The organism is Rhizobium sophorae, from assembly GCF_013087515.1.
GTDB classification, from domain to species: Bacteria; Pseudomonadota; Alphaproteobacteria; order Rhizobiales; family Rhizobiaceae; genus Rhizobium; species Rhizobium sophorae.
Map to the genome: position 1 here is coordinate 294644 of NZ_JABFCN010000070.1, position 26681 is coordinate 321324.

The 26681-nt window shown below is 62.6% G+C and carries 25 protein-coding genes and 1 pseudogene; 13 read left to right on the forward strand and 13 right to left on the reverse strand.

All coding sequences use genetic code 11. The features are described 5' to 3' along the window. Positions 1–65: 65 nt before the first annotated feature. The 5 genes from G9X64_RS35530 to queF all read left to right on the forward strand — a co-directional run bounded on the left by G9X64_RS35530 (position 66) and on the right by queF (position 4842). Positions 66–2255: an anthranilate synthase gene (locus tag G9X64_RS35530; RefSeq protein WP_168310606.1), complete on the forward strand. Its 2190-nt coding sequence runs from the start codon at positions 66–68 to the stop codon at positions 2253–2255. A 127-nt stretch (positions 2256–2382) separates the two neighbouring features. Then, positions 2383–2622, forward strand: coding sequence for a hypothetical protein (locus G9X64_RS35535; RefSeq protein ID WP_003561395.1), 240 nt, complete (start codon positions 2383–2385; stop codon positions 2620–2622). A 15-nt stretch (positions 2623–2637) separates the two neighbouring features. Beyond that, positions 2638–3309 (forward strand): DUF2161 domain-containing phosphodiesterase, encoded by a 672-nt coding sequence (locus G9X64_RS35540; protein WP_168310607.1) that lies wholly within the window; start codon positions 2638–2640, stop codon positions 3307–3309. Positions 3310–3463: 154 nt separating this feature from the next. After that, positions 3464–4378 carry a CDF family cation efflux transporter EmfA gene (gene emfA, locus G9X64_RS35545; RefSeq protein WP_168310608.1) on the forward strand — a complete coding sequence of 305 codons (915 nt, stop codon included), beginning with the start codon at positions 3464–3466 and terminating at the stop codon, positions 4376–4378. Beyond that, entirely contained in the window at positions 4378–4842 is a 465-nt protein-coding gene (queF, locus tag G9X64_RS35550) for a preQ(1) synthase (RefSeq protein ID WP_003541825.1), read from the forward strand. Before emfA ends, queF begins: the two co-directional genes overlap by 1 nt. Before the next feature lie 125 nt (positions 4843–4967). Here queF and G9X64_RS35555 read toward each other — a convergent pair whose 3' ends face one another. Then, entirely contained in the window at positions 4968–5726 is a 759-nt protein-coding gene (locus G9X64_RS35555) for a DUF2076 domain-containing protein (protein ID WP_171378359.1), read from the reverse strand. Positions 5727–5955: 229 nt separating this feature from the next. On the opposite strand from G9X64_RS35555, the gene G9X64_RS35560 reads away from it, so the two are divergent. From G9X64_RS35560 to leuA, 3 genes and pseudogenes are all read left to right on the forward strand, one after another. Next, complete coding sequence (locus G9X64_RS35560; RefSeq protein WP_168310610.1) at positions 5956–6540, forward strand: ATP-dependent Clp protease proteolytic subunit; 585 nt, start codon at positions 5956–5958, stop codon at positions 6538–6540. A gap of 160 nt (positions 6541–6700) precedes the next feature. Continuing rightward, positions 6701–7931, forward strand: a pseudogene (locus G9X64_RS35565) (benzoate/H(+) symporter BenE family transporter). A gap of 345 nt (positions 7932–8276) precedes the next feature. After that, complete coding sequence (gene leuA / locus G9X64_RS35570) at positions 8277–10007, forward strand: 2-isopropylmalate synthase (RefSeq protein WP_168310612.1); 1731 nt, start codon at positions 8277–8279, stop codon at positions 10005–10007. A gap of 343 nt (positions 10008–10350) precedes the next feature. Here leuA and G9X64_RS35575 read toward each other — a convergent pair whose 3' ends face one another. The 4 genes from G9X64_RS35575 to G9X64_RS35590 form a co-directional block, all read right to left on the reverse strand. Continuing rightward, positions 10351–11196 (reverse strand): anti-sigma factor family protein, encoded by an 846-nt coding sequence (locus G9X64_RS35575; protein ID WP_168310613.1) that lies wholly within the window; start codon positions 11194–11196, stop codon positions 10351–10353. 2 nt (positions 11197–11198) lie between these two features. Further along, a complete protein-coding gene (locus G9X64_RS35580; protein ID WP_129419689.1) occupies positions 11199–11708 on the reverse strand; it encodes an RNA polymerase sigma factor in 510 nt (169 codons plus the stop codon). A 187-nt stretch (positions 11709–11895) separates the two neighbouring features. Then, complete coding sequence (locus G9X64_RS35585; RefSeq protein ID WP_168310614.1) at positions 11896–12456, reverse strand: tetratricopeptide repeat protein; 561 nt, start codon at positions 12454–12456, stop codon at positions 11896–11898. 159 nt (positions 12457–12615) lie between these two features. After that, a complete protein-coding gene (locus tag G9X64_RS35590) occupies positions 12616–13524 on the reverse strand; it encodes a metallophosphoesterase family protein (RefSeq protein ID WP_168310696.1) in 909 nt (302 codons plus the stop codon). A 70-nt stretch (positions 13525–13594) separates the two neighbouring features. Here G9X64_RS35590 and G9X64_RS35595 point away from each other — a divergent pair, with 70 nt between their 5' ends. After that, complete coding sequence (locus G9X64_RS35595; RefSeq protein ID WP_168310615.1) at positions 13595–14074, forward strand: NUDIX domain-containing protein; 480 nt, start codon at positions 13595–13597, stop codon at positions 14072–14074. A 23-nt stretch (positions 14075–14097) separates the two neighbouring features. Here the strand turns inward: G9X64_RS35595 and G9X64_RS35600 are convergent, their stop codons facing one another. Beyond that, positions 14098–15108 (reverse strand): glutathione S-transferase family protein, encoded by a 1011-nt coding sequence (locus G9X64_RS35600; RefSeq protein ID WP_171378360.1) that lies wholly within the window; start codon positions 15106–15108, stop codon positions 14098–14100. Positions 15109–15301: 193 nt separating this feature from the next. On the opposite strand from G9X64_RS35600, the gene G9X64_RS35605 reads away from it, so the two are divergent. Continuing rightward, positions 15302–15865: a GNAT family N-acetyltransferase gene (locus G9X64_RS35605; protein WP_168310617.1), complete on the forward strand. Its 564-nt coding sequence runs from the start codon at positions 15302–15304 to the stop codon at positions 15863–15865. A 14-nt stretch (positions 15866–15879) separates the two neighbouring features. On the opposite strand, the gene G9X64_RS35610 is transcribed toward G9X64_RS35605, so the two are convergent. The 5 genes from G9X64_RS35610 to G9X64_RS35630 all read right to left on the reverse strand — a co-directional run bounded on the left by G9X64_RS35610 (position 15880) and on the right by G9X64_RS35630 (position 23394). After that, positions 15880–16296, reverse strand: coding sequence for a GNAT family N-acetyltransferase (locus G9X64_RS35610; RefSeq protein ID WP_168310618.1), 417 nt, complete (start codon positions 16294–16296; stop codon positions 15880–15882). A 272-nt stretch (positions 16297–16568) separates the two neighbouring features. Next, positions 16569–18638 carry a hypothetical protein gene (locus G9X64_RS35615; protein WP_168310619.1) on the reverse strand — a complete coding sequence of 690 codons (2070 nt, stop codon included), beginning with the start codon at positions 18636–18638 and terminating at the stop codon, positions 16569–16571. A gap of 1 nt (position 18639) precedes the next feature. Next, complete coding sequence (locus G9X64_RS35620) at positions 18640–21453, reverse strand: DUF4159 domain-containing protein (RefSeq protein ID WP_168310620.1); 2814 nt, start codon at positions 21451–21453, stop codon at positions 18640–18642. Beyond that, positions 21450–22370, reverse strand: coding sequence for a DUF58 domain-containing protein (locus G9X64_RS35625; protein ID WP_168310621.1), 921 nt, complete (start codon positions 22368–22370; stop codon positions 21450–21452). The genes G9X64_RS35620 and G9X64_RS35625 overlap by 4 nt, the downstream gene beginning before the upstream one ends. 13 nt (positions 22371–22383) lie before the next feature. Beyond that, positions 22384–23394 (reverse strand): AAA family ATPase, encoded by a 1011-nt coding sequence (locus tag G9X64_RS35630; RefSeq protein ID WP_168310622.1) that lies wholly within the window; start codon positions 23392–23394, stop codon positions 22384–22386. 158 nt (positions 23395–23552) lie between these two features. Between G9X64_RS35630 and G9X64_RS35635 the strand changes: the two genes are divergently transcribed. From G9X64_RS35635 to G9X64_RS35645, 3 genes are read left to right on the forward strand one after another with little or no spacing between them, the layout of a single operon-like run. Further along, a complete protein-coding gene (locus tag G9X64_RS35635; RefSeq protein ID WP_168310623.1) occupies positions 23553–24176 on the forward strand; it encodes a DUF1285 domain-containing protein in 624 nt (207 codons plus the stop codon). Continuing rightward, complete coding sequence (locus tag G9X64_RS35640) at positions 24173–24823, forward strand: CoA pyrophosphatase (protein WP_168310624.1); 651 nt, start codon at positions 24173–24175, stop codon at positions 24821–24823. Before G9X64_RS35635 ends, G9X64_RS35640 begins: the two co-directional genes overlap by 4 nt. After that, positions 24820–26073 carry a CCA tRNA nucleotidyltransferase gene (locus G9X64_RS35645; RefSeq protein WP_168310625.1) on the forward strand — a complete coding sequence of 418 codons (1254 nt, stop codon included), beginning with the start codon at positions 24820–24822 and terminating at the stop codon, positions 26071–26073. The genes G9X64_RS35640 and G9X64_RS35645 overlap by 4 nt, the downstream gene beginning before the upstream one ends. Here the strand turns inward: G9X64_RS35645 and G9X64_RS35650 are convergent, their stop codons facing one another. Together G9X64_RS35650 and G9X64_RS35655 are read right to left on the reverse strand one after the other, a co-directional pair. Then, positions 26074–26259: a DUF1059 domain-containing protein gene (locus tag G9X64_RS35650; RefSeq protein WP_003565542.1), complete on the reverse strand. Its 186-nt coding sequence runs from the start codon at positions 26257–26259 to the stop codon at positions 26074–26076. 114 nt (positions 26260–26373) lie between these two features. Then, complete coding sequence (locus G9X64_RS35655) at positions 26374–26643, reverse strand: hypothetical protein (RefSeq protein WP_129419701.1); 270 nt, start codon at positions 26641–26643, stop codon at positions 26374–26376. Between the last annotated feature and the right edge of the window lie 38 nt (positions 26644–26681).

Below are 26681 nucleotides of genomic sequence, written 5' to 3' on the forward strand. Positions count from 1 at the left end.
ACTTCGAGGCGGCTTTTTTTGTATATGGCCGCCTGTCGTCCGGGCCCCGATAACGGAGTGGAACAATGGTAACGATCCTGCGGGATGATGGTGCGGAAATCTACGAGACCAAGGGCGGCATTACTGTCACGCGGCAGCGGCGGGCGATCCCCTACGGCGATGCGGTCTCTTCTTATGTCGACAAGCTCGATGAGCGCCGCGGCGCGGTGTTTTCGTCGAACTACGAATATCCGGGCCGCTATACGCGCTGGGATACCGCCGTCGTCGATCCGCCGCTCGGCATCTCTTCCTTCGGGCGCGACGTCTGGATCGAGGCCTATAATGAACGCGGCGAGGTGATTCTCGGCTTTGTGACCGAACGACTGAAGACAGTCTCCGACATCGTGCTCGGCGCTTCCTCAGCCAGCCGCCTCGACCTCACCGTCAAGACGCCGGACCGGGTGTTCACCGAGGAAGAACGTTCGAAGATGCCGACCGTCTTCACCGTGCTGCGCGCCGTCACCGACCTGTTTTATTCGCAGGCGGATGCGAGCCTCGGGTTCTATGGCGCCTTCGGATACGACATCGCCTTCCAGTTCGATGCGATCGATCTAAAGCTGACGCGACCCTCCGACCAGCGCGACATGGTGCTCTACCTGCCGGACGAGATCCTCGTCGTCGACAACTACGCCGCCAAGGCCTGGGTCGACCGTTACGACTTCGAAAAAGGTGGCGTGACGACCGAGGGCAAGGCGCAGGATATCGCAGCGGAGCCCTTCAAACACACGGATGCCATTCCGCCGAAGAGCGATCACCGGCCGGGTGAATATGCCGAGCTCGTCACCAAGGCGAAGGAAAGTTTCCGCAAGGGCGACCTTTTCGAAGTCGTGCCCGGGCAGAAATTCATGGAGCGCTGCGACAGCAAGCCGTCCGACATATCCAAGCGGCTGAAGGCGATCAATCCGTCGCCTTATTCCTTCTTCATCAATCTTGGCCATCAGGAATATCTGGTCGGCGCCTCGCCCGAAATGTTCGTGCGTGTTTCCGGCCGTCGCATTGAGACCTGCCCGATTTCGGGCACGATCAAGCGCGGCGACGACCCGATCGCCGACAGCGAGCAGATCCTGAAGCTGCTGAATTCCAAGAAGGACGAGTCCGAGCTCACCATGTGCTCGGATGTCGACCGCAACGACAAAAGCCGTGTCTGCGAGCCGGGTTCGGTCAAGGTGATCGGCCGCCGTCAGATAGAGATGTATTCGCGCCTCATCCACACGGTCGACCATATCGAAGGGCGGCTGCGCGACGACATGGACGCCTTCGACGGGTTCCTCAGCCACGCCTGGGCCGTCACCGTCACCGGCGCCCCGAAGCTCTGGGCGATGCGCTTCATCGAGAGCCATGAAAAGAGCCCACGCGCATGGTATGGTGGAGCGATCGGCATGGTCGGCTTCAACGGCGACATGAACACCGGCCTGACGCTGCGCACCGTACGCATCAAGGATGGTATCGCCGAGGTGCGCGCCGGTGCGACGCTGCTCAACGATTCCATTCCTAACGAAGAAGAAGCCGAAACAGAACTGAAGGCCTCTGCCATGCTTTCCGCCATCCGAGACGCCAAGACGGGCAATTCCGGCAGGGTCCAGCGCGACGTCGCAAGCGTCGGCAAGGGCGTCAGCATCCTGCTCGTCGATCACGAAGACAGCTTCGTCCACACGCTCGCCAATTACTTCCGCCAGACGGGGGCGACGGTTTCGACCGTGCGCACGCCGGTGCCGGAGGAAATCTTCGACCGGCTGAACCCCGACCTCGTCGTGCTGTCGCCCGGACCCGGAGCACCGAAGGATTTCGACTGCAAGGCGACGATCAAGAAGGCACGGGCGCGCAACCTGCCGATCTTCGGCGTCTGCCTCGGTCTGCAGGCGCTCGCCGAAGCCTATGGCGGGGAACTGCGTCATCTGGCGGTGCCGATGCACGGCAAGCCCTCGCGCATCCGCGTGCTGGAACCGGGCATCGTCTTCTCCGGCCTTGCCAAGGAGGTGACGGTCGGCCGCTACCACTCGATCTTCGCCGATCCCTCGACGCTGCCGCGTGAGTTCATCATCACCGCGGAAAGCGACGACGGCACGATCATGGGTATTGAACACGCCAAGGAGCCGATCGCCGCGGTGCAGTTCCATCCGGAGTCGATCATGACGCTCGGCGGCGATGCCGGGATGCGGATGATCGAAAATGTCGTGGCGCATCTGGCGCGCAAGGTGAAGACGAAGGCTGCCTGAGGATTTCGAGAGTTATCCGGCCTGCCCTTTCCCCCACTGCTGGGAGGGGCAGGCCGTTTTCGAAAGGCCGGTTGACTTCTTCAGGCAAATCAGAACATTTCAGGAACGATCAATCGGGATATTCGACGTGGCCAATGCTGAAAAGTTCATCGTTCTCCCTTACCGCAAGAACCGCGGCAATCTCGTCCCCGGTGAAATGCGCCAGGCATCGAACTCCGTCAGCGCGGAAAAGATCGCTTCGGCGATGGCCGAGCGTTTCGTCGGCGTGGCGGCTTATGCCGTGATCGTCGATGAGGAAACCGGCGATATGTCGTCGCCGCGATTGCTTGCACGATATGGCGAGATTGCCGATCTCAACGCCGCCTGAGGCGCGGTTTTCACTATGGAGACGTCGCTCTACCTGCCGGTCAAAGCTTTCCTGGAGGCGGCGGGTTATGTCGTGAAGGGTGAAGTCGGCGGGTGCGATCTCGTGGGCCTCAGCGATGTCGAGCCGCCGGTCGTGGTGGTCTGCGAACTCAAGCTCTCCTTCAACCTCGAGCTTGTTCTCCAGGCGGTCGACCGCGCGGCGATGAGCGATGAGGTCTGGATCGCGGCCCGCGTCTCTGCCAAGGGTCGGGGGCGGGAGACCGACAAACGTTACCGCGATCTCTGCCGCAGGCTCGGCATCGGCATGCTCGGCGTCTCCGATGCTGGCGAGGTCAGCATCATCGTCAGTTCCGTCTCGCCGATGCCGCGCACCAATCCCAAGCGGCGCACGCGCCTCGTCAAGGAGCATCAGCGCCGCCACGGCGATCCCGCCGTCGGCGGCAGCACGCGGGCACCGATCATGACCGCCTATCGTCAGCAGGTGCTGCTCTGTGCCGCCGCAATCGAGCGTGGGGTCGGGCGGCCGCGGGATATGAAGGCTCAGGTGCCCAATGCCGGCCGAATCCTGCTCGACAACGTCTACGGATGGTTCGAACGCAAGGAGAAGGGTGTCTACGCCCTGACGCCTGCAGGGCAGGCGGCACTCTTGCGCTGGCCGCAGACTATTCTCTTCGAGCCTGCTCCTTGAGCCACGCGGAAGGGGAATCTCATTGCCCTTTGACAAATCCGCTCTCTTCCCCCATATCACCATCAACTGAACCGCCTGCGCGACATTCGCGTGGGCGGTTTTGCGTTTCAACGGCTCGAAAGCTGCAATTCATTCGCAACCGCAGGGGAACGATATGAGTGACAACGGCGATCTTACGGTTCGCAAGCTGGCGATGTGGGGGATTCCGCTGTCGCTCGGCGTCATGGGGCTGAAGATGGTGGCCTGGTGGGTCACCGGGTCGGTGGCGCTACTGTCGGACGGGCTCGAATCGTCGGTCAACGTCGTTGCCGCCTTCATCGCCTTCTTCGTCATCCGCTATGCGCAGAAGCCGGCTGATCACGACCATCCCTTCGGCCATCACAAGGCGGAATATCTGTCGGCTGTCACCGAGGGCGTGCTGATCGTCGTCGCTGCCCTGCTGATCGTCAACGAGGCTGTCGGTTATCTCGCCGAGCCGCGCATGTTGGACGCACCCGTGCTCGGCCTTGCGATCAACTTCGCGGCCGGTGTCATCAATGCGGTCTGGGCGCGGTTGCTGATCAGAACCGGACGCAGACATCGCTCGGCGGCGCTGACGGCGGATGGGCAACATATCATGTCCGACGTCGTGACCTCCGTCGGCGTGCTCGTCGGCCTGCTGCTGGCGCTGGCAACCGGATATGCGATCTTCGACCCGGTGCTTGCCATTCTCGTTGCCGTCAACATTCTCTATCAGGGCTGGAAGGTGATCTCGCAATCGATCGGCGGGCTGATGGACCAGGCGGTCGAGCCGCAGGAGGAGGAGGCGATCAAGCAGGCGATCGCCACCCACGCGGCGGGCTCGATCGGCGTGCATGACTTGAAAACGAGGCGGGCGGGCACCATCACCTTCATCGATTTCCACATGGTGGTGCCCGGCGCGATGTCGGTTCGGCAGGCGCATGATATATGCGACCGCCTTGAGGATGCCATCAGGGCGGTGCACGAGGGCGCCACCATTGCAATTCATGTGGAACCGGAGGGCGAAAAGGCTCACGGCATCCGCGTCAAAGTCGTCAAGGAGGCATGATGCCGAATACCGATGTTTCCAGCCTGTCGATGCTGGGCCAACAAACCGAAACCGCGCAGTCGCCGGAGGAGGCGGTGCTTGAAAAAGTGCCGTCCAACCATGCCGGCACCGATTACGTCGTGCGCTTCACCGCGCCGGAATTCACCTCGCTCTGCCCGATGACCGGGCAACCGGATTTCGCCCATATCGTCATAGACTACATTCCGGGCGAATGGCTGGTGGAATCGAAGTCGCTGAAGCTCTTCCTGCATTCCTTCCGCAATCACGGCGCCTTCCACGAGGATTGCTCGATCTACATCGCCAAGCGCATCGTCGAGCTGCTCGACCCAAGATGGCTCAGGATCGGCGCTTACTGGTATCCACGCGGCGGGATTCCGATCGACGTCTTCTGGCAGACGGGCAAGCCGCCGGAAGGCGTGTGGCTGCCGGAACAGGGCGTTGCCACCTACCGCGGTCGTGGGTGAGCCGCGGTCGGGCAAAGCCCGAGCAATCGATCCAGTGAATCGATTGCAGCGGCGAACGCCCTGAGCCTAGAGCGAAGGGCCGGGCAACGGTGCGGCAATCGCTGCCCATCTCTGCCCGCTAAATCTCACACATCCGTCGTGTCGTCGCCGGACGAGTCGTCGTTGTCGTCGTAATCGGCCTGCTGGATATTGTCGTTGTCCTTGTCGTCGACATTGTCGGAGGCCTGGCGGGTGTCGTCATTGCCGTAATAGTTGTTGATGACGGTTTCCTCGGTCGGCGCGCTGGCATTGCCGAAGGGATTGGCGCCGGAGGGCGAGCCCCAGCCGAGCGAGGACATGTGGTTGCCGAAGATGCCGCTCAGCGAATTGGCAAGCAGCATGCCGCCCGCCACGCCCGCTGCCGTGCCGAGCGCGCCGCGCAGGAAGCTGCCGCCGGCCGACGGCGCATAGGCCTGCTGGCTCCAGGGGCCGGTCGGCTGCTGCTGGGGTTGGCGGACATCGCGGTCGTAGCTGCGAGAGTCATCATAGCCGCGAGACTGTTGGCCCCAGGGACCGGGATTGGCGGGAACGGGGGCAGGCTGCTGCGTCTGCGTATTGCCGAAGATCGAGCTCAGGAAGCCGCCGCCCTGTTCGGCCTGGCGGTGTTCGCTCGCGCCGGCTTCCAGCTGGCGGACATGCTCCTCTAGTTCCTTGATGTGATTGGCTGCCGCCTCCAGCCCCTTTTCCTGAACAATGACGGCCTGGGCCAGATAATAGGTGGCGGAGGGCTGTTCGCGTGTCGCCTGGTCGATCAGGGCTTCGGCCTCGCGGTCGCGCGGTGTGGCCGCGGCGGTGCGTACGCGGTCGAAGAGGGCGGTCAGCAATTGGCTTTCTTCGGGTGACATGTCCTGCCTCCTATTGTCGAATGCGGCGTTTGCCGCGTGAGGTTGAGGTAGGAACCGATTTGGGCTTTTCAAAGCCTTTCGCCGTTACAATTCGGTAAGGCTTGCAGAACGGCGCGCGGCTTCTTAAGGATATCTCCATCGCTTCGGTGCCTTGTGTTTTTCCCGCATTGTTTTAGGCATTGAGTCGCACTATGTGCGAGGAACCCGAATTCATCTCCAAGAGGTTCGAATGAACGACGAAGACCAGGACGACAAGACGAAGGAACTGCCGCTCGGCAAGGAAACGGAGGCGAATCTTTTCAAGTCGCGTTCGATCTTCATCTACGGACCGATCAATCAGGAATTGGCGCAGAAAGTCTGCTCGCAGCTCGTGGCGCTTGCCGCAGCCAGCGACGACGACATCCGCATCTATGTCAATTCGCCCGGCGGCCATGTCGAATCCGGCGATTCCATCCATGACATGATCAAGTTCATCAAGCCGAAAGTCTGGATGATCGGCACGGGCTGGGTCGCCTCGGCCGGCGCGCTGATCTATGTCGCCACTCCGAAGGAACGGCGCCTCTGCCTGCCGAACACCCGCTTCCTGCTGCACCAGCCCTCCGGCGGCACGCGCGGGATGGCATCCGACATCGAGATCCAGGCGCGCGAAATCATCAAGATGAACGAGCGCCTGAACAAGATCATGGCGGAGGCCACCGGCCAGCCGCTCGACAAGATCGCCAAGGATACGGATCGCGACTACTGGCTGTCGGCCGAAGAAGCGAAGGACTACGGCCTCGTTTCTCGGGTCGTGACCTCGCAGGCCGATATCTGAGTTTTCTCGGCCAAAGCTGCCAAGAACCGCCCTTGCCTGCCGATCGCAGGCGAGGGCGTTTTGTTTTGGTCGGCATGGAGAGGCCGGCCGATCGGACGACGCGGGCGCTGAACGGAAAGGGCTGAATCTGGGCTTGCGCGTGCTGCGGCCATCATGCTCCATGCGCCATTCCCGCAGCTTAGAGTTCCGCCATGCTCAAAGATTTTTCCGTCCAGGCCCTGTTCATGGGGCTGCTGACCGCCTTCGTCGGCTCCGCCAGTTCCTTCGCCGTCGTGTTGCACGGGCTCGAGGCGGTCGGCGCGACGGATGCACAGGCGGCGTCCGGGTTGATGGCATTGTCGATCTCCATGGGCGTCTGCGCGATCGTGCTCAGTGCGGTGGCGCGATCGCCGATCAGTATCGCCTGGTCGACACCGGGTGCGGCGCTGCTGGCAAGCACCGGGGCGATCGAGGGCGGCTTCAATGCGGCGGTCGGGGCATTCCTGATCTGTGCTGCGCTGATTGTCGTCGCCGGGCTGTTCAAGCCGCTCGGGCGAGCGGTTGCCGCCATTCCGGCGCCGCTCGCCAATGCGATGCTTGCCGGCGTGTTGATTGGTCTCTGCTTTGCGCCGGTGAAAGCGATCGGCTTCAATCCGCTGCTCGGACTGCCGATCGTCATTTCCTGGATCGTCGTCGGCGCCTTCAAACGGCTCTGGGCGGTGCCGGCCGCACTCGCGGCCTTCGTGCTGGTGCTTGCCTTCGGCGTCGATATTCCCGACGGTGCCTTCGCCTCGCTCGAACGATCGCTGGTGCCGACGGCGGAAATCGTGCCGCCGGTGTTCAACCTCGCCGGTTTCATCTCGATCGCGCTGCCGCTTTTCATCGTGACCATGGCCTCTCAGAACATTCCCGGCATCGCGGTGTTGAAGGTCAATTTTTACGATCCGAAACCCGGCCCGCTCTTTGCCGTCACCGGTTTCTTCTCGCTGCTGTCGGCGCCTTTCGGCGGCCACGCCGTCAATCTGGCGGCGATCACCGCGGCGATGTGCGCGGGCCAAGATGCCCATGCCGATCCGAAGCGGCGCTACTGGGCGTCGCTGATCGCCGGCGTCGGTTACGTCATCCTCGGGCTGCTTGCCGGCGCGGTGACGGCCTTCGTCGCCTTGGCGCCTCCCATCCTGATCGAGGCAGTGGCGGGGCTGGCGCTGGTCGGAGCCTTCTCGTCCTCGGCGATGTCGGCCTTCCAGGCGCCGGATTCACGCGAGGCGGCGGCGATCACCTTCCTCGTTACCGCATCCGGCGTTTCCTTCGGCGGCATTTCAGGCGCTTTCTGGGGATTGATCGCCGGCGGGCTGATGTTGGCACTATCGTGGCTGGTGAAGATGTCAAAAGACCGGGCTCAGCAGAGGTGACGGGAACGCCAGCGGGCTGTGAGGGCTTGCCAGTTTCGCTGCCCGAGGTTATAAGCGCGGCCATGAAGACCACTGGCGCCAAGATTTCTGACACGATTGCACGCGGCCGCATCGCCTTGCGTGACAATACGCGCGCCCTGACCTCGCTTCTTCTCCTCGGCCTTACGCGCGGTTGCCGGGTCCTTTGAGGAGCGCCCGGCGGCCGAAAGCCCGTCCGGCATCGCTCCTCGCGACTCATTTTCAAAATTGATCTAAACGACCGACGAAGGTCCGCATTTGTTTATCGCCAAGCCCGATGCGATCGGCTAAGAGGCGGGGCAAATGCCGGGACGAGGAGACAAGACAATGGACAACACCACCAGCCGACCCTCCGCAAACGCTTCCGCCAAGGGCATGCCCGATGCCGCGGTGAAATACCGGCCCTATCCGCAGGTAAACATTCCCGACCGCACCTGGCCGACCAAGACCATCACCAAGGCGCCTGTCTGGTGCTCGGTAGACCTGCGCGACGGCAATCAGGCGCTTGTCGACCCGATGGGCCACGACCGCAAGGCGCGCATGTTCCAGCTGCTGCTCGATATGGGCTTCAAGGAAATCGAGATCGGTTTCCCCTCGGCTTCGCAGACCGATTTCGATTTCGCCCGCTGGTGTGTCGAAGAGGGCAACGTGCCCGCCGACGTCTCCCTGCAGGTGCTGGTGCAGTGCCGCCCGGAACTCATCACCCGCACCTTCGAAGCGCTGGAAGGCGCAAACCGGCCGATCGTTCATTTCTATAACTCGACCAGCGAGTTGCAGCGCCGCGTCGTTTTCTCCAAGGATGTGCAGGGGATCAAGCAGATCGCCGTCGATGCCGCCAAGATGATCACCGACATGGCGGCCAGGGCAGGCGGCGGCTACCGTTTCGAATATTCGCCCGAGAGCTTCACCGGCACCGAACTCGAAGTGGCGCTGGAAATCTGCAATGCCGTCATCGAGGTGGTGAAGCCGACGCCTGACAACAAGCTGATCATCAACCTTCCGTCCACCGTCGAGATGGCGACGCCGAACGTCTATGCCGACCAGATCGAATGGATGTGCCGCAACCTCGACAATCGCGAGAACCTGATCGTCTCGCTGCATCCGCATAACGACCGCGGCACCGGTATAGCCGCCGCCGAACTAGCCCTGCTGGCGGGCGCCGACCGCGTCGAAGGCACGCTCTTCGGCAATGGCGAGCGCACCGGCAATGTCGACGTGGTGACGATGGCGCTCAACATGTTCACGCAAGGTGTTGATCCCGGCATCGACTGCTCGAACATCGAGCGCATCAAGGAAGTGTTCGAATATTCGAACCAGATGGCGATTGCCGAGCGTCACCCCTATGTCGGTGAGCTGGTCTATACCGCCTTCTCCGGCTCACATCAGGATGCGATCAACAAGGGCATGAAGGCTGCCCAGGTCGCCAACCATCCGGTCTGGGAAGTGCCCTATCTGCCGATTGATCCGCGCGACGTCGGCCGGTCCTACGAGGCGATCATCCGCATCAATTCGCAGTCCGGCAAAGGTGGCATCGCCTATATCCTGCAGCAGGATTATGGGCTCAACCTGCCGCGCAACCTGCAGGTCGAATTTCGCGGGGACATCCAGCGCATCACCGACGTAGAGGGAAAAGAACTTCCCTCAAAGCGCATCTACGACCGCTTCATCGAGCGTTACGTTACGCAGCCCGAGGCGCGCCTCAAATTCATCGACCATCACACCTATCCCGACACCGAGCGCAAGGGCCAGCGGATCGTCGCAGCCGAGATCACCGACAATGGGGAGATCAAGCGCATCGAAGGGCGCGGCAACGGTCCGATCGACGGCTTCATCAATGCGCTGTCGCATTATCTCGGCATCGAGATGTCGGTCGAGGACTATTCCGAGCATTCGCTCCAGCATGGCTCGAACGCGGCGGCGATCTCCTATGTCGAGACCTCCTATCCCGGCGGCAAACTCTTCGGCGCCGGCATCAATACCAACATCGTCGCGGCGTCGCTGGAAGCGATCGTCTCGGCAGCCAACCGCGTGCTGGAGGTGAAGGCCGGCAAAGCCTGATCCGGGAAAGAATCAGGCCGCGACCCGTGTCGGTGCGGCCTGACGATTAGGTTGGCTTCGTTGCGTCGTCACTGAGCAAGAGCAATAAAGGCGCGCCGTGTGGCCCCTCATCCGCCCTACGGGCACCTTCTCCCCGAGCGGAGAAGAGGGAGCAAGCCTTTCGCTATGCCTTCCTACTACAGACGCTTTGAGGAGCCGAGACGTTGCCACACGTCTCTTCTCCCCTCGAGGAAAAGGTGCCGGCAGGCGGATGAGGGGGCGGCTGGTGCTGATGGTCGATTTTGCCATAAAACCGTTTCAGCTTCGCGGCACGCTCACCATTCGCCACATACGATAGGTGGAATCAGATCGCGGTAGCGATCTCCATTGCAAGTTGGCCGAGCGTTGCTTCGGCGGAGGGGCCGGCAAGCACATAGGAGGTGCCGGCATTGTGCCAGGTCACGAGGCCGATCTCGTCCTTGATCGTTTCCTTGAAGTCGTCGGTCTCCGGCGGCTGCGCGTCCTTGCGGAAGCAAATGGAGATGATGTCGCCATCGGAATTAGAATAGACGAGCTGTCCGACAGGGCGGCTGTCGCCGAGGATGACGCGCGCGCCCTGGAAGGTCCAGGCTTCGGCGCTCAGATCCGGCACGCGGAAGGGCACGCCGATCGCCGTCGTCAGCCAGCTGGAGATTTCCTCGGCCTGCGAGGCGGGCACCTCGACGAGATGACGGGGCTGGCGGATCAGCAGGCGCTGATAGGCGGTGACGTCGCCCAGCCAGTCGTTGGTATTGGCGGGTGCCGTATTGGTGGTAGCCGTGCTGGCAATCTCGTCGGCATCCGGCGCGGTGCCGACGAAATAGCCGATACCGCAACCGACGACAAAGAGGATCAGGGCAGCGGCCAGAGCCTGCGGACCGCTCGGCGCCAGTTTCACTTGCGGGCGCGTGGCGCGCTGGGCGATCGGCGTCTTCGGCGGCTGCGTGCTCTTGATCGAGCGGACGAGGGCGAGCGGCACCGGCTCCTTCAGGATATCGTCGAGGCGGCGGCGGCCGAAATCAGCCCCGTGGCGCAGCTTCTCATGCAGCCGGCGTGCATTCTCGTCGCTTGCCAGACGCTGCTCCAGTTCGTGCCGCTGTTCGGGCGAGACTTCGCCGTCGAGAAGGGCGGTGAGCTGGGCTTCGAGCGGCAATTTCCTAAGATCGAGCAAATTCAGAACCTGTGGATCGGGTGGGTGCCGGCAAGCCCGGCGAAATGCAGCCTCGCGGTAGCGAGCTGCGAAACGACGTTTGCCACCGGAATGCCCATGATGTCGGCCGCCTGCTGGTAGCTGTGGCCTTCGACGTCGACCAGCAGGAACATGCTGGAAACGCCATCCGGCATATCGGAAATCATGTGATGGATGGTGTCGGGATCGACCGCGGCCGAGCGTTCGCGCGCGGCCTCGCGAATATCGGTGACGTTGCCGCGGACGGAAGCCTTCGGCTTGCGCTTGCGGTTGTCGTCGGTCCATTGCTGGCGGGCAAGCGTGTAGATCCAGCTTTCCAGCCGGCCTTCGCCGCTCCATTGGTGACCTTTGGCGATGGCGCGCTGACAGACGGCCTGAACGAGTTCATCGGCCACGGCAACCTCACCCGCGAGCGTGATCGCGAAGCGGCGAAGGCGGGGCAGGAGGCCGACGAGATCACGCCGGAGATCGATGGTCGTTGCGGGCTGACGCATTGTCTATCCAAGAAGCATTCACAATGGTTTCGCGGACGAAGGGTTCGCCGTCGGGCACGAAACCGACTTTATCGACGCCGTCGATGCATGTGCTTTATGAAACAAGTCTCCTGCACTTCGCAAGCATCCGGTCGTCTTCATCCCTCTTTCCCAAGGGATTTTCGTATTGTGGCCTGCAAAGCTTGCGTCAATATGTTTTGTAGCCGTTCAAGCTTTGCAGCAGGGAGCGATAGGCCCAGGTGCCTTCGCCGCCACGATCACGGATTTCGACAAGCTGGACGCGAGCGCCCTGGATGTCTCCCTGTTCGACCAGCGCCATGCCCATGTAGGAGCGGGCGAGGATATAATTCTCGTCCGCCTGCAGCGCCTTGCGGTAGTAGGACATTCCGAGTTCCATGCGGCCGGCCTTGCGATTGGCGTAGCCGAGATAGTTCAGGACGCGCGGGTCGTTCTGGTTGCGAGCGAGATTGAGCACGGTGATGGCGTTGTCATACTGGCCGGCATAGGCAAACTCGCGGGCGAACTGATAGAGATCGTCGTCGTTGAAGCTGCTCTTCTTAGGGTTGACGCATTCCTTCTTGGTCTTGTCCCAGACCTTGCCGCCGGTGCAGGTCTTGGTCGTCTGGGTCTTCGGCGGCGGATTGGTATCATCGTTGCTGTCGCCGGCCGCGAGAGCGGTCGTGGCGATGCCGAAGGCAAAGCCAACGGCGAGCGAAAGTCTGGACAGGTGGCGGAAAGAAGAAGTCATCGGCGCGCTCCGTTCGCAGGCAATGCAGTTGCTCGAATTGTACGCTTACCACTAAAAATACCAAGAGGGTAAGCAACCTCCACGGCAAATGTTGCGACGGTGGCTTGATGTCCTCGCGGATCGATTCAACTGCTGCACAAAAAGAGTCCGGAAGTGACGTTAAGGCGCGAAAATATCGGCGCTTTCCTGCATCACTGCGTCGCCGGCCTTGTTGAGGCTGAAGCGCTCGCCGCTGAGCTCCCAAGCGCCGGGGGAGCCGTCGATGGAGAAGAGGTTGTAGGCGGCGGGCGGCTTGATGCTGCCCGGTCCCTGCGAGGCAGAGGCGATGCCGACGACCGGTACCGGCTGCATCTGGCCACGCAGCCAATGCAGCGTGTTCAGGTGTGTATGGCCGTGCAGCACGAGTTCGGCGCCGCCCGTCGAAATCACGGCAGCGAAGCGGCGGATGCCGATCATCCGTTTGTAGAAGGCCGTGGCGCCCCGGATCGGCGGATGATGGATCATGACGACGCGGAAGAGACCGGCTTCGCCAGCCGCACGCAGTATGTTGACGGTATCGCGGGCCTGTCGCGCGCCGAAAAAGCCAGAGGCGGCGAAGGGCGGAGTGGCGACCGCCGTCGAACAGCCGACAATAGCGACTTTGCCGCGGACGCGCAGATAGGGGAAGATATGGCGGTCGTCCTGCCATTGCGACGGGGCCAGATCGCCGCGGACGTAATCGTACCAGGCGCGCATCGTCTTCTCATAGGCGCCTGGCACATAGGCGTCATGATTGCCGGGAACGACCGACGTGTTCGCGGGATCGCCGAGCGCGCGCAGCCATGCAGCGGCGGCGCGAATCTCGATGCCGCTCGCCAGATTGACGAGGTCACCGGTGACGGCCACGTGATCGGCCTGACGGGCGCGAATGTCGTCGAGCAGCAGATCCAACGTGCTGCCGAAAAGGTGCTTGCGTCGATTTCGATGCCAGTTCACAAAGCCTGTGATGCGTTTTGAAAACAGCTCCTGAATGGAAAGACTGGGCAACGGCCCGAGGTGGACGTCGGAGATATGCGCGAGCTTGAACATGCTACCAGACATAGACCAGCTTATTGACAAATCAAACACATCCGGCGCGATGAAGAGCTGAAACGGAGCGATGGTGGATAAAGAGAACCGGCCCCTTTACATGAGGGTGGCGTTGCGCCTGCTGCATGTCTATTTCAGTTTCGTCCGCAGCATGACCGTGGGCGTGCGGGCTGCCTGTTTCGATGCAGACGGGCGCATCTTTCTCGTCCGCCACAGCTATATCGGCGGCTGGCACATGCCGGGCGGCGGGCTGGAGCGCAACGAGACGGTCGAGGAAGCGCTCATCAAGGAATTGCGCGAGGAGGGCAACCTCAGGATCATCGGCAAGCCGCAGCTGTTCCAGGTCTATTTCAATACCACGACCACAAAGCGCGACCATGTCGTCTTCTACCGCGCGACCGTCGAGCAGACGGCGCCGCGGCCGCCGGACTGGGAGATATCCGACAGCGGCTTCTTTTCTCTCGACAGCCTGCCCGAGGGCACGACCAAGGCGACGCATCGCCGTCTCGCCGAGCTTCGCGGCGAGCAGGAGCCCGCCCACCGCTGGTGAACCTCAGGCAGCCATTCAAACTGCTACGGCGTCCTTTGCGCGTCTGAAAAGACGCGCGGCGCTGTAGCACGGCCGTTGGGACTGTCGAGATCGAGTGCTGGGCCGACGGGAACGATGCCGGTTGGATTGATCGTCTTGTGGCTGCGGTAATAGTGCTGCTTGATGTGATTGAGGTTCACCGTCTCGGCAACGCCTGCCGTCTGGTAGAGATCGCGCAGATAGTCAGGCAGGTTGCGGTAGTCGGCGATGCGGCGGATGTTGCACTTGAAATGGCCGACATAGACGGCGTCGAAGCGCACCAGCGTGGTGAACAGGCGCCAGTCGGCCTCGGTCTGACGGTTGCCGAAGAGGTAGCGGCCCTTGCCGAGGCGTTCGTCGAGCATGTCGAGTGTTTCGAACAGCGCGCCGACGTTTTCGGCATAGGCTTCCTGGGTGGTGGCAAAGCCCGCCTTGTAGACGCCGTTGTTGACGGTGTCGTAGACGGTGGCGTTCAGCGCATCGATTTCGGAGCGAAGGTCCTCGGGATAGAAATCGGCTGTCGAGCTGGTCAGCCCGTCGAAGGCACCGTTGAACATGCGGATGATCTCGGCGGATTCATTGTTGACGATCGTGCCGGTCTTCTTGTCCCAGAGCACGGGAACGGTGACACGGCCGGAATAGTGCGGATCGGCTTTGACGTAGATCTGCCAAAGCGCGGACGCGCCGAAGAGGTGGTCGCCGGTTGCGCCGTCGCCGACCTTGAACTCCCAGCCGTTCTCGAGCATCAGCGGATCGACGACCGAAACCGAGATCAGCTCTTCGAGCTTTTTCAACTTGCGGAAGATCAGCGTGCGGTGCGCCCAGGGGCAGGCGAGCGAGACATAGAGATGGTAACGCCCGGCCTCGGCCTTGAAGCCGCCACTGCCGGAAGGGCCGGCCTCACCGTCCGATGTCACCCAATTGCGGAACTGCGAGGGCTGCCGCTTGAAATGGCCCTTGCTCTCCTTCGTGTCGTACCAGGCGTCATGCCAGACGCCGTCCACCAGCATTCCCATGATCTTCATTTCCTTGATTGCGTGTTGAAACGGAAGATATCGCAGATGACAGGGCTTTACAGGCGGCAAAGATTGAACAGTGCGTCACGTCGTGCATTTTGCGTTGGACGACGGAAATTTTTCCTGCTATCGGCCTTTTCACGATTTTCGGACCCTGCTTGATGTTCATTTCCAGAAACCCGCGACGACGCTGATGCTCCCGAACGCCCAAGGCGTGTTCGAGACCCATCAATCTGTCCATCCGGTTTCTGTCATCATGTACAAGCACGATCTCGTCTACCTCACCGAAGACGCGTCCCATGACGCCGCCATCGAACTCATCAACGAAGAAGCCTTCGGTCCGGGCCGCTTCACGCGCGCTGCCGCGCGCATCCGTGAGCAGGGACCGCATGATCTGTCGCTCTCCTTCATCTGCACCGATAATGGCGAGACGATCGCCTCCGTGCGCATGACGCCGGTGCTGGCCGGCACGGTGAAGGGACATCTGCTCGGCCCGCTCGCCGTCCGCCCCTCCCACAAGAACAAAGGCATCGGGCGGGAACTGGTGCGGATTGCGGTGGAGGCGGCAAGACGCAAGGGCTCGGAAGCCGTCATCCTCGTCGGCGATCCCCCCTATTACGGCCCGCTCGGCTTCGAGAAGGTGGCCTACAACGCGCTTTCTTTTCCAGGCCCCGTCGATCCCGGTCGTGTGCTCGTCGTTCCAATCGCCGAGGGCGTGCACGCGCGGCTGAAGGGCACGATCGCCTGGCGCGAATGATCTTGCACAGCCCGCTAGAGACTTTTCCGGAGGAAGCTGCGCGTGCGGCCTTCCGGGAAATCCTTAAGTTCTCCGAAAATCTCATAACCCTGACGTAGATAGACGCGCAGGGCATGCGGGCTGAACGTGTCGATCCAGGCGCTGCGGCATCCCCTGGCTCTCGCCTCTTCTTCCGCCTTTGCGAGGATATTGCCGGCGATACCGGTGCCGCGCAACGTATCGGGAATATAGAGCATCTGGGTGAACAGCCAGCCCCAGGCGGTGAAGCCTGAAAGACCGCCTGTCACCTTGCCGTCGGTATCGCGGATCAGGACCGCGAGAGACCGGCGATCCGATGGGCCGACATCGGCGTTGTTGAAGGCCGAAAGTGCATCGGTGATCACTGCCAGTTCCTCCGGCGAGGGCGAGGCGGTGAGCTCGAATTCCGGCATGAGTGAGAGCCTTTCCTGGTCAGATTGAAGCATTCTGCCGGAGCAGGTTTTCGTCAGGGCAGAGGCGATTGGCGACGAGCATACCCCAAGGTACGTCCGAGCCGATCGCCTTTGATCCTGGCGGAAAGATGCCCGGCCCTTCGGGTTGGCTGAAACGGGCCGGCTGATCGACCGGCCGGCTTGGCCGTAGAGCTGGACTATGACGCGCCGGCCGGTCGACCATCCGACTCCGTTTGAGCCAACAGAATGCTTCAATCTGACCAGGAAAGGCTCTAACGCCCTTCACGCCACCACATGGCGCCGAAGGCGAGCAGCAGGATGCCGACGCCGGCGAAACCGGCAAAGAGCGGCAGCGTGTTGATGCCCTTCAAGACCGTCTCGCTGGTCATGCGGATCATCATGCGATCGTTGTCGGAGACGCGGACCTGGCCGCGCACCGGCAGGATCGGCGGCACGGAGATCGCGCCATTTGCGTTGGAGACGCGGGCGACGAGACCCTTGCTTCTGTCGGCGACCGGCTGCAGTACATCGGTCGTCGAGATCATCGCCTTGAATTCCGGTGCGTCGACGGCGCCGATATGGACAAGCGTCGACAGCCGGCCGTTGCGGATCTCGAAGAGGCCGATTTCGTCCATCCTCTTCTCGGCCTTGTAGAGTCCCGGTTCGGACTGGGTGAGCGGCAGGGTTTCGGTCTTGCCGGAGGGATAACGCACGGTGGCATTGCCGGGATTGTCGCCGATCGTCTGGCGGGTGACTTCAAGGGTCCGGCCGGAGGCGCGCGCCGTCAGCGCTTCTTCCTCGAGCGCCGGCTCCTTCATCAGCCAATGGGCGATACGGCGATAGAGCGAAACGTTGGGACCGCCGCCTTCGAAGCCGCGCGCCCAGAGCCAGCCCTGATCGGAAAGCAGCATCGCGACGCGGCCCTGGCCGGCGCGGTTGAGCACCAGTAGCGGATGGTTGTCGGCGCCGAGCATGATCGTCTCGCCCTGCGGCCGGTCGACATCAACACTGCGGAACCAGCGACCCCAATGCGGTGGGTCCTCGCCCGAACCGTCCAGGCCGCGCGTGACGGGGTGTTTGCGGCCTTCCTCGGAGAGGCGGGGATAAAAGGCCTTCTCGATCATCTCTCCGGTGGGCGTTGCGGGCAGGACCGAGGAAAGCGGCGTCAGTGCAATGGAATCGGGGCCGGCATGCTCGGGACCGGCGGCGATCAGCAGCGCGCCGCCATTGTCGACATATTGCGCGATGTAATCGTAATAGAGCAGCGGCAGCACGCCGCGGTGCTGGTAGCGATCAAAGATGATCAGGTCGAAATCCTTGATCTTGTCGACGAAGAGCTCGCGTGTCGGGAAGGCGATCAGCGACAGCTCGTTGATCGGCGTGCCGTCCTGCTTTTCCGGCGGACGCAGGATGGTGAAGTGGACGAGATCGACCGAGGCATCGGATTTCAGCAGGTTGCGCCAGGCGCGCTCGCCGGCATGCGGCTCGCCGGAGACGAGCAGGACGCGGAGATTCTGGCGGATGCCGTCGATGACGTGGACAGCGCGGTTATTGGCAGTGGTGACTTCGCCGGGAAGTGCTGCGACCGAGAATTCGAGCACATTGCTACCGCCACCCGGCACCTTGAAGGAGAAGGGCGTATCCTGCCCGGGTATTGCCTGCAGGGTGGCGATCTCGTCACCATTCAGCTTTACCGTGACATCGGCCGTGCCGCCGGGGCTCGGGCCGTCATCGAAGACGCGCAAGATCACCTGCTGCTCTTCGTTGACGATGCCGAAGCGCGGCCCCTTGATGACTTCGATGCGGCGATCGAATTCGTTGGCCTTGCCGGTTACGAGGCCATGGATCGGCGCGTCGAAACCGAGCGCCTGATTGGCGCCCGGAACATCATGGACTTCACCGTCTGTCAGCATGATGGCGCCGCCGATACGGGCGGGCGGGACATCGGCAATGTTGGCCGACAGCGCGTCGAACAGGCGCGTGGACGGCACGTCGGAATTGACGTCGCCTTCGACATCGACGAAGCGGGGCTCAATCTGGGGGAAGCGGGCAAGCTGTCCCTTCAAGGCCGCAAGCGCATCGTCGGTCATCTTGACGCGATCGGGCGTCTGCTGGCTCTGGCTTCGATCGACAAGAACGGGGACAATGGTCGACAACTGATCCCGATCCTCCTGCAGCAGCACAGGGTTGGCAAGCGCGGTCAGCATGGCGAGTGCTGCCAGCGTTCTGATCCAGGCGCCGCGAATGCCGCGCCAGATCGCGAAGGCGGCGGTGATCGCGCTGACGACAGCCAATGCAGCCAGAACCGACCAGGGCAGGAAGGGCGAAAAGTCGAATGTCATCTCATTGTCCTAACCGTTCGAGGAGGTCGGGAACATGGACCTGGTCGGTCTTGTAGTTGCCGGTCAGCATGTACATCATGATGTTGACGCCGGAACGGTAGGCATATTCGCGCTGCGTTTCATCCGACGGTATGGTCGGCAGTATCGGTACGCCGTTCTCGTCGATCGCCCAAGCGCCGGCGAAGTCATTGCCGGTGATCAAGATCGGCGAAACGCCGTCGGCCGTCGCCGCCGATTTTTCGCTCGGCCCCTGACCGCCTTGCCGGGCCTCGATCCAGAGAGGGCTGCCGGCATAACGACCGGGAAAGCTCGACAGGAGATAGAAGGATTTCGTCAGCACGTGATCGGACGGCACCGGCTCGAGCGGCGGAATGTCGAGATTGGCGAGGATTGCCTGCAGCCTCTCACCGTTGGCGCTCACATTGCCGCCATTGTCCAATGCGCTGATCTGATCGCGTGTATCGAAAAGCACGGTGCCGCCATTGCGCATATAGGCATCGATACGGCTGATCGCCGCCGTCGACGGCATCGGCGCCGTTGCCGAAACCGGCCAGTAGATGATCGGATAGAAGGAGAGCTCGTCTTTGGTGAGGTCGATGCCGACGGGCGGTGCCGGCTCCAGCGTCGTGCGAAAAGTCAGGAACTGGGTCAGTCCCTCGAGGCCGCGCTCGGATATATTGTCCACATCCTGTTCGCCGGTGACGACATAGGCGAGGTGGGTATTATCAAGTCTCTGCAGGATGAGGTCGTCGCCGGGCTGGGAGTCGTCGGCGTGAAGCGTGCCGGGTTGGATGAGAAAGCCGGCGCCGACGGCGACCGCGATCATCGCTGCGGTGCGGACAGCCGGGCGCAATCGCGAGAACGCGCCATTCATGAAGAGGACGATCAGGCTATCGGCCAAGAGCAGCAGAAAGGCTGCGAGAAAGAGCGCGGGTTTTGCCGACCAGCTTTCGCCGCCAATCAGGCCTTCGCGCACGGCACTGGTCCCTGTCGTGTCGAGCGGCTTCAGTTCGGCGTTCTCGGGCAGCACGTTCAGGGAGGTGAAACCATCCTCCGAACCGTAGAGCCCGGGCGGGTTGTCGAAATTTGCCGTCGGTTCGACTCCGGCCAGTGGAATGAGCGGCCGCGCCGATCCCGTCTCGGAGACGAGTGTGCCCTTGGCCGTCAGCATGCGGAATGGCGGCAGGGTTTCGGAGGCACGCGCATTGCCGCGCGCCTCCGGTGTCACGCCGCCCGAGCGCGATATCTGCAGGAGGTGACGCAGCATGTCGACGAAAGTGCCTGAGATCGGCAGATCGGACCAGGTTGCTTCCGCGGTGACGTGAAACAGGACGATCTGGCCGGAGGCGATCTGCTTCATCGTCACGAGCGGCGTGCCGTCAGCCAGGCTCGCCCAGGTGCGTTCGGCAAGATCGGGCGTCGGTTCGGCAAGCACCTGCCGCTTGACGACGACATCGGCCGGACGCGCTATGCCGGCAAAAGGTCCGAAACTCGGAAATTCGGCAAGCGACTGCGGCTCGCTCCAGGACAAGGTCCCGCCCAACGCCCGTTCTCCCTGACGCAGGATGACAGGGATCAGCGGATCGTCCGCGGGGGCTGCCGCCATGCGCGGGCCGGCAAAACGCAGGAGCATGCCGCCATTCGATATCCAGCGCGTCAAAGGCTCGTAGGTCTCCTCCGGCAGCCGGCCGATATCGGCCATGATGATGATGGACGGATTGCTGGCGAGAAGTTTTGGTATTGCGACCGAAAGATCGGAATCGGCAGGTTGGATCAGATCCGCATAGGGTTGCAGCGCCCGCTGGATATAATAGAGCGGCGAGAGCAGCGGCTGGAACTCGTCCCCTCCTTCACCCGACAGCAGGACGACGCGGCGGCGCTTGAATGCGTCGTCGAGAAGGTGGACGGCGCCCGCCGTCGCGCCATTGTCGACGCTGACGCGCGCGAAATCGTTGCGCATCTCGAAGGGGGCGGTGATCGAACTCGTCGCGACGCTCTGGCCGGGGCGGAAATCCACCCTGCCATTGGCGATCGAGCGGCCCTGAGTATCGACGGCGTTCAGCGCTACCGATGCGGCCTGCGAACTGTTGAGCCGCGTGACCTTGACGGTCATGGCATCAGCCGCATTGTTGGCCGCCGTAATCGCGACTGTCCGCGCGGCATCACCCTCGATCAGGCGGAGATCGGCGGGCTGGAGTTCGGCGAGCCTGCGCACCGTCGCGTCGTCAGCCTTGGCGGCGGCGCCGTCGGTCAGGAAGGCGAGAGTGCCGGGCTTGATGCCGTTCAGCGCGGCGCGCAGCGCCTGGAAGGCGCGTTCGCGGTCCGGTACCAGCGGTCGCGGCTCGGCGGCGCGCAACTTGTCGCGGGCGCTCGCGGCGGTGGCGGGCACGGCGTCGTTGGTCGGATCGGCGGTGAAGGCGATCGACACAGGCGTGCCGGCGGATTCGGCGTCGTCTATCAACGCGTCGGCGGTCTGGATGCGGCGTTCCCAGTCGGGTGCCGCTGCCCAGCTGTTGTCGACGAAGAGCACGAGCGGGCCACCGGATGCGAGCGAACTGGTGCGTGGATTGAAAACCGGATCGGCGATCGCAAGGATGATGGCGGCGGCGAGCAGCATGCGCAGCAGCGTCAGCCACCAAGGGCTTTGCGCCGGCGTCTCCTCGCGCTTCAGCACGGTGGCGAGGATTTTCAGCGGCGGGAAGACTTCGGTCTTCGGACGAGGCGGCGTCAGCCGCAACAGCCACCAGATGACCGGCAAGGCGACGAGCGCGCCGAGAATGGCGGGATAGGCGAAAGCGAAGGGAAGGGCGTTCATAGCTGCCCTCCATGCGTTGCCTTGGCCGGCATGCCGGACAGATACATGTGCACTGCGACCAGCGCCTCCGACGCAAGATGATCGGTGCGGTGGCTCGCGAAAGTCCAGCCGAGATGGCGCAGCGACTGGCCGAGGCTCTCCCTGCGGGCGAGGTAGGCGCTGCGATAGGCCTCGCGGATATGTTCGGCACGGCCGGAGATAAGCTTGGCGCCGCTCTCCGGATCGGTGAATTCGGTGCGGCCGTTATAGGGAAATATCTCTTCGGCGGGATCTGATATCTCGACCACGTGCCCGCGCAGGCCGCGGCGGGCAAGCGGGCCGAGCCGTTCCATGATTGCCGGCGCATCGTCGAGGAAATCGCCGATAAGGACGAGGTCGCTCCAGCCGCGGATCATCGACGTTTCGGGCAGGCCGCCGGTCAGCGGCGTGTGCATGAGCGCGGATGCGAGGCGTTCGGCGGCGTTACGGGCGGAAGCGGGTTCCATGATGCCGGGGCAGCCGATGCGCTCGCCGGAGCGGGCGAGGATTTCGGCAAGCGCCAGCATGATGACCAGCGCGCGGCTTTCCTTGGAAACGCTGCCATAGCTCGACTTGTACATCATCGAGGGCGACATGTCGCACCAGAGCCAGATCGTGTGCGCCGCCTCCCATTCGCGCTCGCGCACGTAGGTATGGTCGTCGCGGGCGGAGCGGCGCCAATCGATGCGCGACAGGCTTTCGCCCTCGGCATAAGGACGGAACTGCCAGAAATTCTCGCCGATGCCACGCTTGCGACGGCCATGCCAGCCGGCGATCACCGTGTTGGCGATGCGCTTGGCTTCCACCAGGCAATCCGGCACCAAGGCGGCCCGCTGCCTGGCGCGGGAAAGGGCATCGCTGCCGGGTGTCGGATTGACGATCTGTCCGATAGATGCCACGCGTCCGGCTTCCTTATCCCTTTGCCTGCTTGACCAGTCCGGCGATGACATCGCGCACCGACATGCCTTCGGCCCGGGCGGCGAAAGTCAGCGCCATGCGGTGCTGCAGAATGGGTTCGGCGAGCGCGAAGATGTCGTCCAGAGAGGGTGCGAGACGGCCTTCGTAGAGTGCGCGGGCACGCGCGCAGAGCATCATCGCCTGGCCGGCGCGCGGGCCTGGACCCCAGGCGACGTTCTTGTCGGTCGAGGCATTGCCTTGTCCGGGGCGGGCGGAACGCACCAACGCCAGGATGGCATCAACGACCGTGTCGCTCACCGGCATCTGGCGCACCAGGGTCTGGATCTCGATCAGCCGCTGGGCATCGATGATGGCTTCCGGCCGGGTTTCGCCCAGGCCCGTCGTCTCGAGCAGGATCTGGCGCTCGGCGGCGAGTTCGGGGTAGTGGACGTCGACCTGCAGCAGGAAGCGGTCGAGCTGGGCTTCGGGCAGGGGATAGGTGCCTTCCTGCTCGAGCGGGTTCTGGGTGGCGAGCACATGGAAGGGCGCCGGCAGGTCGTAGCGCTGGCCGGCGATCGTGATGTGATATTCCTGCATGGATTGCAGAAGGGCCGACTGGGTACGCGGCGAGGCGCGGTTGATCTCGTCGGCCATCAGGAGTTGGGCAAAGACCGGGCCCTTGACGAAACGGAAGGAGCGCCGTCCACTGTCGTCCTGGTCCATCACCTCGGAACCGAGAATATCCGAGGGCATCAGATCCGGCGTGAACTGGATGCGGTTGGCGGCAAGGCCGAGCACCTCGCCGAGCGTCGTCACCAGTCTGGTCTTGGCAAGGCCGGGAACCCCGACGAGCAAGGCATGACCACCTGACAGCACAGCGAGAATGGTGTTTTCGACGACGCTTTCCTGACCGAAGATCACTTTCGAGACTTCCCCACGGATGGCGGCGATATCGGAGAGCGCCCTTTCGGCGGCGGCGACGATCGCCTTTTCATCGAGGCTGGCTTCGGTCTTCATCATACCCATGCGTATCTCCAACGGCTGAAATCATTCGGCAGCGAATCGGCAGACTTATACATGTGCCTCATACCCGATAGAGTTATGGAGATGTGACGGGCTGACAAGTTCGTTGCGAATGACTATCTCGTGACTTTACTTCGTTAAGGACAAACCGGGACGGAAGAATGGCAGCCGAGGAAATCAGCGGACAGGCGGATGCGGCGGGACTTGCCGCACTGATTTCGCGCGCGTCTCAGGAAAATTCCGGTAAAAAACGCGGGTTACCGCCGGTCGAGCGGTGGAATCCGCCTTTCTGCGGCGATATCGACATGGAAATCCGGGCCGACGGCACATGGTTCTACATGGGCACGCCGATCGGCCGGCCGGCGCTGGTGCGGCTGTTTTCGACGGTTTTAAGAAAAGACGACGACCAGAAGACCTATCTGGTAACTCCTGTGGAAAAGGTCGGGATAAGGGTCATCGACGCGCCTTTCATCGCCGTGGAGGTGAGCGTGACGGAGCGGCAGGGCCAGCAGCTGCTGACCTTCCGCACCAATGTCGGCGATGTCGTGGAGGCGGGAGGAGAGCATCGGCTGCGCTTTGCCATTGCGGGCGAGAATGCCGAACTGAAACCCTATCTGCATGTGCGCGGGCGGCTGGAGGCGCTGGTGTCGCGTGCGGTGATGTATGAACTGGTGGCGCTCGGCGAGACGCTCGAGGTCGAGGGACAGGCGATGTTTGCCGTCCGCTCTGCCGGAGAGGTCTTTGCGATGATGCCGGCCGATGAACTGGATGCGCTTTCCCGATGAATGATGCGATTACCCAACGTTATCCGCTGTTTTCCGCAGCCGAATTCCGCCGCCGCGCGCTCAACCAGAATGGTGGGCCGGTCGATCATGCCTGGCGCGATCACGGGGATCATATCCTCAACCCCGATATCGTCGCCGAGGTCGAGACCTTGAAGCTGCGCGACGCCGCCGTGCTCGTGCCCGTCGTCGACGACGGCGAGGAGGCGCATGTGATATTCACCAAGCGCACGGCGACGCTGCGCAAACATTCCGGCCAGATCGCCTTTCCCGGCGGTTCGATCGATCCCGCCGATATCTCTCCGGAAATGGCGGCGATCCGCGAGACGGAGGAGGAGATCGGCCTGGCCGGTTCCTTCGTCGAAACCGTGGGGCGGCTGCCGAATTATCTTGCCTCGACGGGCTTTCGCATTACGCCGGTGCTCGGCGTCGTCTCGCCGGGCTTTGCGCTGACGCTGAACCCGACCGAGGTGGACGACGTGTTCGATGTGCCGCTTTCCTTCCTGATGGATCCTGCCAATCACACCCGCGACAGACGTGTCATCGACGGCATCGACCGGCATTTCTACCGCGTGCCTTATGAAACCAGAATGATCTGGGGCATCACCGCCGGCATCGTCCGCACACTTTACGAAAGGCTTTATGCATGACCGGCATCGCCGAGCAAGCATGGTTCCGCGACCCGGCGCTTGGCCGGATCTTAGCGCTTCTCAACGCCGATGGCGGGGAAGGGCGGGTGGTTGGCGGTGCGGTGCGCAACAGCCTGATGGGCCTGCCGGTCAATGATGTCGACATCGCCACGACACTCAGACCGGAGGCGGTGATGGAGCGGGCGGCAGCGGCCGGCATCAAGGCGGTGCCAACCGGCCTCGAGCACGGCACGGTGACGCTTGTCATCGACGGCAGGCCCTTCGAGGTGACGACGCTTCGCACCGACGTCGAGACCGACGGACGCCATGCCAAGGTTGCTTTCAGCGCCGACTGGAAGGCAGATGCTGAACGGCGGGATCTGACGATCAATGCGCTTTACGCCGATGCCGACGGCGAGGTGGTGGATCTCGTCGGCGGACTTGCCGATATCGAGACGCGCAACATCCGCTTCATCGGCGATGCCGCAAGGCGTATTGCCGAGGATCATCTGCGCATCCTGCGTTTCTTCCGCTTCTTTGCCTATTACGGTTCCGGGCGGCCGGATGCCGAGGGACTGAAGGCATGTTCCCTCGCGCGTTCGAAACTGACGACGCTTTCGGCAGAACGTGTCTGGTCTGAACTGCGAAAGCTGCTTGGTGCCGACGATCCTGGCCGGGCGCTGCTGTGGATGCGGCAGGTGGCAGTGCTGACGGAAATCCTGCCGGAAACCGAACGATGGGGGATCGATGCGATCCCTTCGCTGATCGCCACCGAAAAGGCGCTCGGCTGGACGCCCGATCCGCTGCTGCGTCTTGCGGCGATCGTGCCGCCCGATGCGGCGCGCGTGGAGGCGCTTGCCGCCCGGCTCAAGCTCTCGAATGCGGAAGCGGCCACTCTCAGGGCCTGGACCATGGCAGCGCCTGTTAATGACGACATGTCACCGGCGGCCTTCGAACGGCTGCTTTACCGCAACGGCGCCGACGGCATCACGACACGGCTGAAGCTCGCGCTTGCGGTTGCGCGCGGCAAAGCTGAAGGCGATTTCGACGATATGGCGCGGTCGGCGCGGCTCATCAAGCTGCTGGACAGGGCAGTGCAATGGCAGAAGCCTCGGTTTCCGCTGAATGGCGGCGACGTGATTTCGGCAGGAGTGGCGTCCGGCCCGCGCGTCGGCGAGCTGCTTGCCGGCCTGGAAAACCAATGGGTGGAGGAAAATTTCGTATCCGACCGGGCGGCGCTGCTCGCCCGGCTGCAGGAACGCGTGCAATAATCAGGCGGCGTTCACCTCGTCGCGAATGCGAGCCTTGATATTATCCACCATGTTCTCGCGGATCGTGGTCTCGCCGTGAGCATTTTTCAGGTGCTCGACGGCACGGCGGACCACCTCGGCGTCGCTATCTGCCCGTGTATGCCAGGCGCAGCCCGGAACGAGAGTGCCGCATTCGAAAAGTCGCATGGTCTTCTCCTCTGTTCGAAACACAACGACGATCGCGATCTTACGCGATTTATGAATGTGCGAGGGGAGGGAAGGTTCCGGCCGGCATCGACATGCCGGCCAGTAAAGGCCGTGTCAGTCGGGCATCGCCCAGGCTTTGTAGGTATCCAAGAGGTGGCCGGGCATGTTGCTGTTGGCGGCTGCGGCTTCGTTCTGAAGTTGTTCAGGCGACTTTCCGCCGGCCAGTTGCAGCTTGACCTGCTCGATGAAACAGGACAGCGGCAGATCCGAGCCGCTCTTGGCCCGCAGTTTCTCCGCGATGCGCGTCAAAAACTCGGATGTGTCGATCGTGCGGGATGTTTCCTGGACATCCGTAGACGTTGGCGAGCCACTTTGTATCGTCATGACAATCCTCCTCCGATTGTTACGCACATACATATAAA

Bases quoted from the DNA above. Each gene is read 5' to 3' on its own strand.
- G9X64_RS35645 (WP_168310625.1), top strand. From the start codon at position 24,820: ATGACCGGCATCGCCGAGCAAGCATGGTTCCGCGACCCGGCGCTTGGC.
- G9X64_RS35555 (WP_171378359.1), bottom strand. From the start codon at position 5,726: ATGTCACCCGAAGAAAGCCAATTGCTGACCGCCCTCTTCGACCGCGTA.
- G9X64_RS35605 (WP_168310617.1), top strand. From the start codon at position 15,302: ATGCTCCCGAACGCCCAAGGCGTGTTCGAGACCCATCAATCTGTCCAT.
- G9X64_RS35540 (WP_168310607.1), top strand. From the start codon at position 2,638: ATGGAGACGTCGCTCTACCTGCCGGTCAAAGCTTTCCTGGAGGCGGCG.
- G9X64_RS35600 (WP_171378360.1), bottom strand. From the start codon at position 15,108: ATGGGAATGCTGGTGGACGGCGTCTGGCATGACGCCTGGTACGACACG.
- G9X64_RS35610 (WP_168310618.1), bottom strand. From the start codon at position 16,296: ATGCCGGAATTCGAGCTCACCGCCTCGCCCTCGCCGGAGGAACTGGCA.
- G9X64_RS35650 (WP_003565542.1), bottom strand. From the start codon at position 26,259: ATGCGACTTTTCGAATGCGGCACTCTCGTTCCGGGCTGCGCCTGGCAT.
- G9X64_RS35595 (WP_168310615.1), top strand. From the start codon at position 13,595: ATGGTGGATAAAGAGAACCGGCCCCTTTACATGAGGGTGGCGTTGCGC.
- G9X64_RS35640 (WP_168310624.1), top strand. From the start codon at position 24,173: ATGAATGATGCGATTACCCAACGTTATCCGCTGTTTTCCGCAGCCGAA.
- G9X64_RS35580 (WP_129419689.1), bottom strand. From the start codon at position 11,708: ATGCGTCAGCCCGCAACGACCATCGATCTCCGGCGTGATCTCGTCGGC.
- emfA (WP_168310608.1), top strand. From the start codon at position 3,464: ATGAGTGACAACGGCGATCTTACGGTTCGCAAGCTGGCGATGTGGGGG.
- G9X64_RS35615 (WP_168310619.1), bottom strand. From the start codon at position 18,638: ATGACATTCGACTTTTCGCCCTTCCTGCCCTGGTCGGTTCTGGCTGCA.
- G9X64_RS35530 (WP_168310606.1), top strand. From the start codon at position 66: ATGGTAACGATCCTGCGGGATGATGGTGCGGAAATCTACGAGACCAAG.
- G9X64_RS35590 (WP_168310696.1), bottom strand. From the start codon at position 13,524: ATGTTCAAGCTCGCGCATATCTCCGACGTCCACCTCGGGCCGTTGCCC.
- G9X64_RS35655 (WP_129419701.1), bottom strand. From the start codon at position 26,643: ATGACGATACAAAGTGGCTCGCCAACGTCTACGGATGTCCAGGAAACA.
- leuA (WP_168310612.1), top strand. From the start codon at position 8,277: ATGGACAACACCACCAGCCGACCCTCCGCAAACGCTTCCGCCAAGGGC.
- queF (WP_003541825.1), top strand. From the start codon at position 4,378: ATGCCGAATACCGATGTTTCCAGCCTGTCGATGCTGGGCCAACAAACC.
- G9X64_RS35560 (WP_168310610.1), top strand. From the start codon at position 5,956: ATGAACGACGAAGACCAGGACGACAAGACGAAGGAACTGCCGCTCGGC.
- G9X64_RS35635 (WP_168310623.1), top strand. From the start codon at position 23,553: ATGGCAGCCGAGGAAATCAGCGGACAGGCGGATGCGGCGGGACTTGCC.
- G9X64_RS35630 (WP_168310622.1), bottom strand. From the start codon at position 23,394: ATGGGTATGATGAAGACCGAAGCCAGCCTCGATGAAAAGGCGATCGTC.
- G9X64_RS35585 (WP_168310614.1), bottom strand. From the start codon at position 12,456: ATGACTTCTTCTTTCCGCCACCTGTCCAGACTTTCGCTCGCCGTTGGC.
- G9X64_RS35620 (WP_168310620.1), bottom strand. From the start codon at position 21,453: ATGAACGCCCTTCCCTTCGCTTTCGCCTATCCCGCCATTCTCGGCGCG.